At 67.9% G+C, this 12285-nt stretch carries 12 protein-coding genes; 4 read left to right on the top strand and 8 right to left on the bottom strand.

The features are described 5' to 3' along the window. Positions 1 to 177 precede the first annotated feature (177 nt). Both pyrE and EDC82_RS02990 read right to left on the bottom strand, forming a co-directional pair. Entirely contained in the window at positions 178 to 732 is a 555-nt protein-coding gene (gene pyrE / locus EDC82_RS02995) for an orotate phosphoribosyltransferase (RefSeq protein ID WP_062258358.1), read from the bottom strand. A 28-nt stretch (positions 733 to 760) separates the two neighbouring features. Next, the gene (locus EDC82_RS02990; RefSeq protein WP_200829273.1) at positions 761 to 1543 is read right to left on the bottom strand and encodes an SDR family oxidoreductase; all 783 of its coding nucleotides are present in this window, start codon (positions 1541 to 1543) and stop codon (positions 761 to 763) included. Positions 1544 to 1628: 85 nt separating this feature from the next. On the opposite strand from EDC82_RS02990, the gene EDC82_RS02985 reads away from it, so the two are divergent. Together EDC82_RS02985 and EDC82_RS02980 are read left to right on the top strand one after the other, a co-directional pair. Further along, entirely contained in the window at positions 1629 to 2417 is a 789-nt protein-coding gene (locus EDC82_RS02985; RefSeq protein WP_006946080.1) for an exodeoxyribonuclease III, read from the top strand. A 207-nt stretch (positions 2418 to 2624) separates the two neighbouring features. Next, the gene (locus EDC82_RS02980) at positions 2625 to 4097 is read left to right on the top strand and encodes an NAD(P)/FAD-dependent oxidoreductase (protein WP_006946121.1); all 1473 of its coding nucleotides are present in this window, start codon (positions 2625 to 2627) and stop codon (positions 4095 to 4097) included. A 76-nt stretch (positions 4098 to 4173) separates the two neighbouring features. On the opposite strand, the gene EDC82_RS02975 is transcribed toward EDC82_RS02980, so the two are convergent. From EDC82_RS02975 to EDC82_RS02955, 5 genes are all read right to left on the bottom strand, one after another. Continuing rightward, complete coding sequence (locus EDC82_RS02975) at positions 4174 to 4548, bottom strand: hypothetical protein (protein WP_131940591.1); 375 nt, start codon at positions 4546 to 4548, stop codon at positions 4174 to 4176. Positions 4549 to 4711: 163 nt separating this feature from the next. Continuing rightward, positions 4712 to 5959: a glucose-1-phosphate adenylyltransferase family protein gene (locus EDC82_RS02970; protein ID WP_235006094.1), complete on the bottom strand. Its 1248-nt coding sequence runs from the start codon at positions 5957 to 5959 to the stop codon at positions 4712 to 4714. 105 nt (positions 5960 to 6064) lie between these two features. Then, on the bottom strand, positions 6065 to 6580 hold the full coding sequence (locus EDC82_RS02965) for a tRNA (cytidine(34)-2'-O)-methyltransferase (protein ID WP_131940589.1): 516 nt from the start codon (positions 6578 to 6580) through the stop codon (positions 6065 to 6067). Between the two features lie 19 nt (positions 6581 to 6599). After that, on the bottom strand, positions 6600 to 8261 hold the full coding sequence (locus EDC82_RS02960) for an AMP-binding protein (RefSeq protein ID WP_131940587.1): 1662 nt from the start codon (positions 8259 to 8261) through the stop codon (positions 6600 to 6602). Between the two features lie 118 nt (positions 8262 to 8379). Continuing rightward, complete coding sequence (locus EDC82_RS02955) at positions 8380 to 9006, bottom strand: TetR/AcrR family transcriptional regulator (RefSeq protein WP_006946248.1); 627 nt, start codon at positions 9004 to 9006, stop codon at positions 8380 to 8382. A gap of 190 nt (positions 9007 to 9196) precedes the next feature. On the opposite strand from EDC82_RS02955, the gene EDC82_RS02950 reads away from it, so the two are divergent. Beyond that, positions 9197 to 9739 (top strand): DUF4352 domain-containing protein, encoded by a 543-nt coding sequence (locus EDC82_RS02950; protein ID WP_131940585.1) that lies wholly within the window; start codon positions 9197 to 9199, stop codon positions 9737 to 9739. Positions 9740 to 10004: 265 nt separating this feature from the next. Then, positions 10005 to 10439 (top strand): lipoprotein, encoded by a 435-nt coding sequence (locus EDC82_RS02945; protein ID WP_074041058.1) that lies wholly within the window; start codon positions 10005 to 10007, stop codon positions 10437 to 10439. Positions 10440 to 10907: 468 nt separating this feature from the next. On the opposite strand, the gene EDC82_RS02935 is transcribed toward EDC82_RS02945, so the two are convergent. Further along, positions 10908 to 12152 carry an IS256 family transposase gene (locus tag EDC82_RS02935; RefSeq protein WP_040014493.1) on the bottom strand — a complete coding sequence of 415 codons (1245 nt, stop codon included), beginning with the start codon at positions 12150 to 12152 and terminating at the stop codon, positions 10908 to 10910. Positions 12153 to 12285: the final 133 nt, after the last annotated feature.

The following is a 12285-nucleotide window of genomic DNA, read 5'->3' as shown; positions in this document are numbered from 1 at the left end:
GAGCGCACCGGGACGTCGGCGAAGGGGCCATGGTCCCGATTCACCGGGTGTTCACCTGCAGCGGTGTCCAGCTCCGTGGCGACGGGCGCGCACCCCTGAGGCACAGACGAACGAGCCGCCACCGGTGACGGTGACGGCTCGTTCGCGCACAGCCAAGAGGCGCGGCGTGACAGACGCTCAGGCGAGGCCGAGATCTTCCATCGAGAAGGCGCTGACGTAGGTGAGGCCCTCGGCCTCGATCTTCTCCTGCGCACCGGTGGCACGGTCGGCGATGGTCGCGACGCCGACGACCTCGGCGCCCTCCTCACGGCACGCGGCGACGGCTTCCAACGGCGAGGCACCCGTCGTCGTCGTGTCCTCGACGACGAGCACGCGACGACCCTTGATCGAGGGGCCCTCGATGCGCTGCTGCAGGCCGTGCGCCTTGCCGGCCTTGCGGACGACGAACGCGTCGACCTGCTCCCCCGCAGCAGCCGCAGCGTGCAGCATCGACGTCGCGACGGGGTCAGCACCAAGCGTCAGACCGCCGACGGCGACGTAGTCGAAGTCCCTCGTCAGATCGCGCATGACGCGTCCGACGAGCGGCGCAGCCTCGCCGGAGAGAGAGATGCGACGCAGATCGACGTAGTAGTCGGCCTCCTTGCCGCTGCTCAACGTCACCTTGCCGTGCACGATGGCGTTGTCCTTGATGAGTTGCAGCAGGCGGGCGCGGTCTTCGGCGATGTTCGTCATGCCGTCCATTCTATTTGGCGGGGGTTCCTCAGTCGCGCGGCCGATGACGGTTGCTCAAAGCGCCCGCGCGCACGATGGAGCGCGGCACGTGGCGCAGCAACTGCGTCGCGACCTTGTACTGCTTCCCCGGCACCGAGATGACGCGGCCGGCGTCGACGTCGGCGAGGCAGTCGCGCACGAGGCGGTCGGCGTCGAGCCAGAGTCGCTTGCCGATGGCCGAGGTCTTGTCGACGTCGATGTCGGCGCTCGCGTGGAAGTCGGTGTGGGTGAAACCTGGGCACAGCGCGGTCACCGTGACGCCCGTGCCCGCGAGCTGGCCGGCGAGCGACTCGCTGAACACGGTGACATACGACTTCGCCGCCGAGTAGGTGCCGCTCGCCATGAACCCCGCGACCGACGAGACGTTGATGATCGCGCCCCGCCCCCGCTCACGCATCGCGCGGCCTGCGGCGTGGCTGAGCACGACGACGGCCTTGACCATGACGTCAACGGAGGCGATCTCCTTCTCGACGTCGGTGTCGAGGAACGCCGTCTTGAGCCCGAAGCCGGCGTTGTTGACGAGCACCTCGATGGGGTCGCTCGCCTGCGCGACACGCTCGGCGACGCGCTTGAGATCGTCAGCGTTGGCGAGGTCGGCCGCGAGGACCTCGGCGTGCACGCGGTAGCGCTTCTCGAGGTGTGCCTTGAGCTCCTCGAGCCAGTCGGCGCGCCGCGCGACCAGGACGACGTTGTCGCCGCGCGCCGCCAGCTGCTCGCAGAACTCCTTGCCGATGCCGGCGCTCGCGCCGGTGACCAGTGCCCATTTCGTCATGCTCACCACTGTGCCACTCGTCGCCGACAACCGCAGGATCCCGCTGGTTTCGAGGGTTGTCGCAGGGCCCGTCTAGGGTTGAGGCATGCGAATCGCCACGTGGAACGTCAACTCCATCCGCACCCGCGTCGACCGCGTCATCGCCTTCCTCGAACGTGGTGACGTCGACGTGCTCGCCATGCAGGAGACGAAGTGCAAGGACGAGCAGTTCCCCATGGCCCGCTTCGAGGAAGCCGGGTACGAGGTCGCCCATCACGGGCTGAACCAGTGGAACGGTGTCGCGATCGCCTCGCGCGTCGGCCTCGAGGACGTGCAGATCGGCTTCGAGGACATGCCCGGCTTCGGCGACCCCATCGCGGCGGAGGCCCGCGCCATCGCCGCCACGTGCGACGGGGTGCGCATGTGGTCGCTCTACGTGCCGAACGGTCGCGAGATCGGCCACCCGCACTACGAGTACAAGCTCGACTGGCTCGCCGCGCTGCGCGCCGACGGCGAGAAGTGGCTCACCGAGAACCCCGAGGCGCAGATCGCGCTGACGGGTGACTGGAACATCGCGCCGAGAGACGAAGACGTCTGGGATCCGGCGTTCTTCGAGGGCAAGACGCACGTGACGCAACCCGAGCGTGACGCGTTCCAGGCGATGATCGACACAGGCTACGCCGACGTGGTGCGCCCGCACACGAACGAGCCGCGCACCTACACGTACTGGGATTACACGCAGCTGCGTTTCCCCAAGAAGCAGGGCATGCGCATCGACTTCGCCCTGTGCTCCCCCGCCCTCGCCGGGCGCGTCCAGGGCGCCGTCATCGACCGCGACGAGCGCAAGGGCAAGGGTGCGAGCGACCACGCGCCCGTCATCGTGCAGCTCGACTGACAGCGTCTTGACTGACGAGTCGGCTGGCAGCGTGACGGCGCACGGTGCGATCAGCCGAGCCCAGCTGCGTCAGTCCGTGTCGTTCGAGTCAGTCCTGCGTGACGCAACCGGCACTGACTGACGCAGTGGCGGCGCGAGCAGCGCCATCACGCGCCGTCGGCTGTGTCGGTGCGCGATGGCGGCGGTCGGCCCCGTTAGGTTGGTGCGGTGAGCACTGTGGCAGAGGTGGACGTCGTCGTCGTCGGCACCGGTTTCTCCGGGATCGGCATGGCCGTGGCGCTGCAGGACGCCGGCCGCAGCTTCGTCATCCTCGAGAAGGCCGACGAGATCGGTGGCACGTGGCGTGACAACCGTTATCCCGGTGTTGCCTGCGATGTGCCGAGCCACCTGTACTCGTTCAGCTTCGAGCTCAACCCGTACTGGTCGCACACCTATTCGCGCGGTGACGTCATCCAGGACTATCTGCTCGCCGTCGTCGAGAAGTACGAGCTGCGCGAGCACATCCGCTTCGACACGGCGCTGCACGCCGCCGACTTCGACGAGTCGAGCGGCGTGTGGACGATCGCGACGCACTCCTCGGACGGTTCGACGCACACCGTCACCGCCCGCGCACTCGTGCTCGGCGTCGGTGCGCTGCACCTGCCGCACATCCCCCTCATCGACGGGCTGCACACGTTCGCCGGCGAACTCATCCACACCGCAGCCTGGCCTCGCGACAGTTCGATGTTCGGCCGCCGCGTCGGCATCATCGGCACGGGCGCCTCGGCTGTGCAGTGCATCCCGGCGCTCGCCGAGGACGCCGAGCACCTCACCGTCTTCCAGCGCAGCGCACCGTGGATCATGCCGCAGCGCAACAGCGAGTACTCCGACGCGACGATCGACCGCTTCCGGCGTCACCCCGCGCTCATGCGGGCCCATCGGGCTGCACTGCGCCGACGCAACGACCTGCCTGCCGTCGCGTTCGACAGCCAGCCGCGGCTGCTCGAACTCGCCTCCCGCGAGGCCCGACGGCACCTGGCCAACCAGATCAAGGATCCGCAGCTGCGCGAGAAGCTGACCCCCACCTACACGATGGGGTGCAAGCGCGTCCTGCTGTCCGACACGTACTACCCTGCCCTCGCGCGCGCCGACGTCGACGTCGTGACCGACGACGTCGTGGGCGTGACGCCCGACGGCGTCGTCACCGCCGACGGAACCCTGCACGAGGTTGACGCCCTCGTGCTGGCCACCGGCTTCGACCCCCGCGGCTCGTACGCCCACCTCGACATCACCGGGCGTGACGGCCGCTCGTTCGCCGAGGAATGGCAGAACGGTGTCGAGTCCTATCTCGGCGTGACGATGGCCGACTTCCCCAACCTCTTCATGCTGCTGGGGCCCAACACGGGCCTGGGGCACACGAGCGTCGTGCTCATGATCGAAGCGCAGATCGCCCACGTCATGACGCTGCTCGACGAACGCGATCGCCGAGGCGCCCACGCCGTCGAGGTGCGCCCCGAACTCGTGCCCGCCTTCACGCGTGAGATGCGCGAACGCAGCGGTCGCTCGGTGTGGACGCAGGGCGGCTGCACCTCCTGGTACCTCGATGACGACGGCGAGAACCGCACCCTGTGGCCCGGCGGGGTCGGCGAATACGAACGGCGCCTCACCGAGCCGTCGGCCGTCGACTTCCTCTTCACCTGAGCACACCGGCGAGCCGGCCGGAGTCGTTCGCCTTACCTGCGCTCCCGCGCCTTGTCATGCGCGAACGAGAGCCCGGCTACCGTCGCCCGATGCCGGCGAGTTGCGCCTGACGATGGCGCTCCCGATGAGTCATCCGCGCGAGGACGAGTTGCTCAGGCGTCCGACGGTTCTTGGCCTGCTGGAACGAGACGGCGTAGATGAGCGGGCCCACGACGGGCAGGACGCCGACGAGCAGGGCCCAGCGGTACATGGCGTCCTCGGTGTCGGCGACGAGACTCGGCCACTTCTTGAGGCTGCGGGTCGCCACGATGGCACCGGTGAGCCACAGCGCCGGGGCGACGACGAAGAGCAGGACGGCGACGACGACGAACCAGTGGATGAACGTCGCGAGCGCCTCCGCGTTGGGATCGTCCGCGACCGCGAGCACACCGTGAGTTGCGAAGATAGTCATGCGTCGACGGTAGGCATGTCACGGGGTGTGCCGTCGGCGCCGGCCGCAAACCCTGTGGACGAGGGTGCAGGACGGCCGCGGAAGGCCGCGCAGCCGTCATCGTCCACAGCCGTCGGCGCCCCTGCGTCACCCCACGGGGTTGCCGGGGCGCCCCCGGCGCGGCTCAGCTGACGACGTCGCCGGGGTCGATCTGCTCCCCCGGCTTCACGACATCGCGCACGGTGGCACCCGCGCCGATGACGGCGATGTCCGCGTCGCGCGCCGCGGTGGCGGCAGGGGCTGAGCCGACGCGCGCTCCTCGGCGCACCGCGACGTCGACGTCGACGATCGCGGTGCGCACCTCGGCACCCTTCTCGATGACCGTGCCGTCGAGCACCACGGCATCCTCGACGACGGCCCCCGCGCGCACGATCACGCCGGGCCCGAGCACCGAGCGGCGCACGGTGCCGGCGATGTCGCACCCTGGCGACAGGTAGGACGCGTCGACGACGGCCCCTTCGCGCACGCGCGCCGCGCACTTGTTCGTCGCGAGGGTGCGCATTGGCCACGCCTCGTCGTCGAAGATCGGCACGTCACCACGCACGAGGTCGCGGTGAGCGCGCAGGTAGGTCTCGGGCCGGCCCATGTCCATCCAGTACGCCTCGAGCGCGTGGGTGCGCACACGTCCACGCGCGACGAGCGTCGGGATGAGGTGCTCGGCGAAGTCGCCGAGACCGGTGTCGTCCTCGTCGTCGGCTTCAGGGCGCGTCGCTTTCTCGGCTTCTTCGAGGGCGTCGAGCAGCGCTGCCGTGCGGTAGATGAAGACCTCCGCGGAGATCGTTCCGTGGGCCGGGTCCTCGGGCTTCTCGTCGATGCGGGTGACCTTGCCGGTGGCGTCGCTCGTCACGACAGCCTTGTTCGACGCCTCCGTCACGGGCACCTCGGTGGTGACGATGGTGAGGTCGGCGCCCTTGGCGAGGTGAGCGGCGACGACGTCCCGCAGGTCGAGCGTGAACACCTGATCGGCGCTCAGCACGACGGTCACGTCAGCGTTCTCGTCGGCGATCTGATGACGGATGCGGTACAGGTCGTCCGCGTTGCCGGTGGCGAACCCACCCGTGCGCGCGGCGTCGATCTCCTCGGGCACGATGCGGCGGAAACCGCCGTCGTTGCGGTCCAGATCCCAGGGGCGTCCGTGCTGCAGGTGCTTGTCGAGCGTGCCCGCGCGGTACTGCACGGAAACCCAGACGCTGGAGATACCCGAGTTGACGAGGTTCGACATGGCGATGTCGACGAGCTGGTGCGTGCCACCGAACGGCAGCGCCGGTTTCGCGCGGTGCGTGGTGAGCACACCCATCCGTGAGCCCTTACCTCCGGCCTGGACGATGGCGAGCACGCGCGGAGCGTCGGTCAGGGGCATGTGAGCGGCCATGCCGCCATCCTGCCAAGGCAGCCTCCCCGCGTCGAGCCGGCGTCGCATCCTGTGTTCATGACCGCCCCGCCGCACACCCCACACCTCGCGTCTCACGCGGGAAACTCATGCCTCCCGTCGTGGGGCGTCAGCGCTCAGCGCCTCGAGGGTGCCGGTGCCGTCATCAGCAGCGCCGGTGAAGCCGAGCTGACGCCATGCCTCATACGCTACGACGGCGACCGCGTTGCCGAGGTTGAGGCTGCGGTTGTCGGGGCGCATGGGGATGCGCAGTCGCTCTTCAGCGCTGAACGTCGCGAGGAGATCGTCAGGCAATCCTGTTGCCTCGCAACCGAAGACGAGGACGTCGTCGTCACGGTAGTCGACGGCGTCATACCGTCTCCGGGCACGCGACGTCAGCGCGAGCCACCGCCCGGGGCAAGCGGCGCGGGCCGCGTCGACGTCCGCGTGCACGTGGACGTCGGCCAACTCGTGGTAGTCGAGCCCGCCCCGGCGCAGCAGGCGGGCGTCCATCGAGAAACCGAGCGGTTCGACGAGGTGCAGGCTCGCGCCGACGTTCGCGGCGAGGCGGATGATGTTGCCGGTGTTGGGCGCGATCTGCGGCGCGACGAGGACGATCTGCACGCCCGCGAACCTACCAGCGTCACTTCATGTACTGCGGCGCCTCTTCACGCAGGTCGATCTTGCGGATCTTGCCCGTCACCGTCATCGGGAACTCCTCCATGACGCGCACGTAGCGCGGCACCTTGTAGTGCGCGAGCCTGCCGTCGCAGTAGGCGCGTAGCGATTCGACCGTCAGCGGCTCCGCGCCGTCGATCATGCGGACGCACGCCATGAGTTCCTCGCCGTACTTGTCGTCGGGCACGCCGATGACCTGCGCGTCGACGATGTCGGGGTGGTTGTAGAGGAACTCCTCGATCTCTCGCGGGTAGATGTTCTCGCCGCCGCGGATGACCATGTCCTTGATGCGCCCCGTGATCGTGACGTACCCGTCGTCGTCCATGGCGGCGATGTCGCCCGTGTGCATCCAGCCGTCGACGATGGCTTCGGCGCTCTTGTCGTCCTGGTTCCAATAGCCGAGCATGACCGAGTACCCCTTGGTACACAGCTCACCCGGCTCACCGCGCTTGACGGGCTCGTACGTGACGGGGTCGACGACCATGACCTCGAGGTGCGGGCCGACGCGCCCTACCGTCTGCGTGCGCTGCTCGACGGTGTCGTTCTTGCGTGTCTGCAGCGACACGGGCGAGGTCTCCGTCATGCCGTAGCAGATCGAGACCTCCTCCATGTGCATGCGCTCCATGACCTGACGCATCGTGTGCTCGGGGCAGGGCGAGCCGGCCATGATGCCGGTGCGCAGGCTCGTCAGGTCGTAGCGGTCGAAGTCGGGCAGCGCGAGTTCGGCGATGAACATCGTCGGCACGCCGTAGAGGCTCGTACACCGTTCGTCCACGACGGTCTGCAGGGTGAGGGCGGCGTCGAAGCCGGGCGCGGGGATGACCATCGTCGCGCCGTGCGAGGTGCAGGCGAGGTTGCCCATGACCATGCCGAAGCAGTGGTAGAACGGCACGGGGATGCAGACGCGGTCTTCGGCTGTGTACGAACAGAGTTCGCCGACGAAGAAGCCGTTGTTGAGGATGTTGCGGTGACTCAGCGTCGCGCCCTTGGGGAAGCCGGTCGTGCCGCTCGTGTACTGGATGTTGATTGCGTCGGTGTTCTTCAGCGACTTCTGGACGGCGGCGAGGCGCTCGCGTCCGCCGTCAGCGGCGAGAGCCTTCGCGCCCGCGTCGGCGAGGTCGCTCCACGACGTCTCGCCGATGAGAACGACGCGCGCGAGGTCGGGGCACTCGCCGCGCACCTGCTCGATCATGCGCGCGTAGTTGCTCGTCTTGAACTTCGGGGCGGCGATCAGTGTCGTGATGCCGGCCTGGCCCAGCACGTACTTGAGTTCGTGGCTGCGGTAGGCGGGGTTGATGTTGACGAGGATGGCGCCGATCTTGGCCGTCGCGTACTGGGTGAGCGTCCACTCGGGGCAGTTGGGCGCCCAGATGCCGACGCGGTCGCCCGTCGCGACGCCGGCGTCGAGCAGGGCCAGGGCAAGTGCGTCGACGTCGTGGAGGAACTCGGTGTACGTCCAGCGCCGGCCGCTCGCCACGTCGACGAGCGCCTCACGATCGGGATGTGCGGCGACGGTCGCGTCGAGGTTGTCGCCGATCGTCTGCTCGATCAGAGGCGATTCGGGCGCCCCACGCGTGTGGCTGAGCGTCGGGTCGAGGTCGTTCTCGAGGGTGTCGGTGGCGGACATCGGCTCTCCTCCGGTCGCGTCATCCGTGACTCGCATCACAGGATTTCAGTGAATCACATCACACCGTCTCGGTTAATGGTTCTTAACTGAATTTCTCGACGGGCGGAACGACCCGGCTTCACCCAGCAGGGCGCAGCGCCGCGAGCGCCATCGCGCGCAGGACGGCTCGGGTGCGTTCGCGGTGAGCTTCGACCGCGGTCTTCGTCCTGCCGGTCGAGTGCGGCGTCGAGTTGAGCGCGCCGAAGCCGGCGTGGGCCTTGATGCGGGCCTCGTCGTCGCTGAGAGAGGGGTCGACGTCGCGCAGCACACCGACCCAGATCTCGACATATTGGCGCTGCAGCTGCCGCACGTCGCGACGAGCGGCTGCGTCGAGGCTTGCGAGATCGCGGCCCTGCACGCGGATGAGCGCCGGCTTGGTCAGGGAGAAGTCGATGTGGAAGTCGACGAGGTTCTCGAGCGCCTCGTCAGCCGTGGCGGCGTCAGCGACGACGCGCGAACCGTTCTCGAGGAGATACCGGCTGATGCCGACGAGCAGTTCGGCGAGCACCGCTTCTTTGTTCGCGAAGTGGCGGTAGACGGCGGGGCCGCTGATGCCGACGGCGCTGCCCAGGTCTTCGAGACGCACCCCCGCGAGCCCACGCTCGGCGATGAGGCCCGCAGCGGCATCGAGGATTTGCTGACGCCGGGCAGCCTTGCTGCGCTCCCGGGCCGTCAGCTCCGCGCCTGCCGCGACGTCGAGCGCCATGCGAACCCCCGTGGGCGAGAGACAGATACCAACGATCGAGTTAATCACAATGAACTGAGTGTGGTTGCCCTTGACGGAGTCCACATGGCGACCGACGCAGGCAGTCACCCAAAGAAGTCACCTCGCGAACCCCCTCGAAACATACGAAACCCTCTGTCTTGGCCCTATGCGCAATCTGAAGATTTGCTCCGTGGCGGCTGCCCTCGCCCTGGCCGGCTGTTCGTCAGAGGTCAAGAACTCGAACGACGCCCCTGGCAGCAACACCCCCGCCTCGTCGGCCTCGTCAGCCGCCGGGGAAGGCGCGACACCTCAGACATCCAGCTCCGCGACCTCTACGTCATCTGACGAAGGCAACAGCAAGACCAAGCCCTTCGGATCCACGTTCACGTGGGACGACGGCGTCGCGATCACCATCTCGAAGCCTCAGCCCTTTCAGCCGTCTCCCTACGCAGCCTCTGACACCAAGTTCAAGAAGTTCGTCATCGTCGATGTCACGTTGAAGAACGGATCTAAAGAGCCCTACAACGCCATGACGCTCACGACCACAGCCACGAGCGGAGATAAGCAATCCGACGGGGTCTTCGACACCGAGAAGGGCGTTGATCTGCCCACCGCCGACATTCTCCCCGGCAAGACGCTCACTTGGAAGCAGGCCTACGGTGTCGACGCCACGGGCGACCTCGTCATCGCGGTTGAAAACGGCTTTGGCAACGCAAAGGGCTATTACAAATAGGACAGCGCCCCGACGGGGTTGGACAAGATCACTGCGGCGGCGCTGATCATCACGGTACGGCCGCCTCTCATACGGAACTACTGCGGCGCACCGTAAACTCGGAAGGGGACGGAGGGCCTCAGCGTCCGTTGTGCCGGTTCATGCTTGAGCCACCACATCGGCGTCAAGCCCCGGACATGAGAAGTCCCCACTGCCGTGCGTGACGAGTTGGACACAAGCATGACCAGCGAGCCTTAAGCCAGGGAGCTCAGCCTAAGGTCGATCTATGAACAAGACCAGCCTCCTCGCACTGACTGCCGTTCTCGCCCTCGCCGGGTGCTCGAGCAACGACACCGACAAGGCCAAGGACGCCGCGACCAGTGCTGCGTCGCAGGCCACGAGCGCGGTGGCGAGCGCAGGCTCCGCCGCATCGAGCGCAGCCGGCGAAGCCAGCTCCAAGGCCGTCGGGGCGCAGGCCGAGCCGTTCACCATGCCCGACGAGACCGGCAAGACCTTGCAAGCCGCGCAGGACGACGTGCAGCGGGTCTCCGGCAACCCGCTCTACGTCTCGCACTCGGACGACGCGCTCGGCACGAGCCGCCCCCAACTGCTCGACAAGCACTGGAAGGTCTGCTCACAGACCCCTGCCGCCGGAACCGAGGTCAAGGACGGCGTCGACGTGCGGTTCAAGACCGTCAAGCTCGACGAAACCTGCCCCTGACGCAGGGCACCGGCGCCCGGCACCGGGTGCCGCGTTATGCCGGTCATGCCGCCACAGCGCAGAAGCGAACTGCGGCACCCCGTCAAGAAACGACACTGCGGCTCACACGCGCCGCGCGAGTCGGCCGTGCTCGCGGCTACCCCTTCAAACGCGATGGCGCGACACGCCCGGCCGTCACCCCAGGCGCGCGAACGGCTCGGGGTAGGTGAAGACGCCGCGGGCCCCGGCATACGCGGGGCTCGCGGCGTCACCGTCGCGCCCCCAGCCGCCCGCGAGAGGACGCGCCTGGAAGAACTCGCCCCACGCCGGGTCGGCGCTGATGCCGAGATCCGCAGCCGGTACGAAACCGAACCACGCGTAGTAGCCCGGTTCACCCAGCAGGACGATGACGCTCGCACCTGCCTGACGCGGCGCGGGTCAAGTCCGCTGGGGTGGTGTACGAGGTTGATCCCTCGGTTGGTCGTGTTGTCAGGCTGTGAGGGCCTGTAGTTCGAGTTCGGTGGTCACCTCCTCGGTGGTGGTGTCGACGGCTTGTGCGCGGGCGAGGACGTCGAGGCCGAGGTAGCGGCGGCCTTCGGCCCACTCGTCGTGTTGCTCGGCCAGGACGGCGCCGACGAGCCGGATGATGGATGCGCGGTCGGGGAAGATCCCGACCACGTCGGTGCGCCGGCGGATTTCGCGGTTGAGCCGCTCGTTCGGGTTGTTCGACCAGATCTGACGCCAGACCTCTTTCGGGAACGGCGTGAACGCCAGAATGTCCGCCTTGGCACCTTCGAGATGTTCAGCCACCGCCGGGAGCTTCTCGTGCAGGGCGTCGACGACGCGGTCGAACTGGGCGTGCACGGCCTCAGCATCGGGCTGGTCGTAGATCGAGTGCAGCAACGCCTTGACCCACGGCCAGTTGGTCTTCGGGGTCGCGGACATCAGGTTGGCCGCGTAGTGGGTCCGGCAGCGCTGCCAACCGGCGCCCGGGCTCGTGGCCGCGATCGCAGCTACGAGCCCGGCGTGGGCGTCAGAGGTGACGAGCTTGACCCCCGTGAGGCCGCGGGCGGTCAGATCCCTCCAGAACGCGAGCCAGCCGGCGCCGTCCTCGCTGGTGGTGACCTGCGCGCCGAGGATCTCGCGGTGCCCGTCAGCGTTGACACCGGTCGCGACCAGCACGTGCACCGGCACCACACGGCCACCTTCGCGGACCTTCAACACCAGCGCGTCAGCGGCGACGAACGTGAACGGCCCGGCGTCTTCGAGTCGTCGGGTGCGGAACTCTTCGACGTGCTCGTCGAGTTCCTTGGCCATCACCGAGACCTGGGACTTCGACAGGCCGGTGATCCCGAGAGTCTGGACGAGCTTGTCCATCCGCCGCGTCGAGACGCCGAGGAGGTAGCAGGTCGCCACCACGCTGGTCAGTGCTCGTTCGGCACGCTTCCTGCGCTCGAGCAGCCACTCCGGATACAGCGACCCGGTGCGTAGCTTGGGGACGGCGACATCCAGGGTGCCGACGCGGGTGTCGAGGTCGCGGTGGCGGTAGCCGTTGCGGGAGTTGACCCGCTCCGGGGTCCGTTCGTTGTAGCCGGCACCGCACACCGCGTCGGCCTGGGCGGACAGCAGTGCATTGACGAAGGTGGTGAGCAGGTCCCGCATCAGATCGGGGCTCGCCTGGGACAGCTGCTCGTTCAGGAAACGGGCAGGGTCGATACTGGGTCCAGCGGTCATCAAGGTGTCCTTCTTCGAGGTTGGTTGTGAGAGATCACTCGAAGGATCCACCTGGTGGCCGCGCCTACGTTGAAGGCACGCGCTCACTCAGGTCCGTCGTACACCACTCTGCTGGACTCCACTCTGCGCGTCC

Origin of the sequence: Dermacoccus sp. SAI-028 (assembly GCF_004346775.1) — a bacterium.
GTDB lineage: Bacteria > Actinomycetota > Actinomycetes > Actinomycetales > Dermatophilaceae > Dermacoccus > Dermacoccus nishinomiyaensis.
The sequence above is the reverse complement of the archived record's forward strand: the minus strand, read 5'-3'. Positions and strand labels throughout refer to the sequence as shown.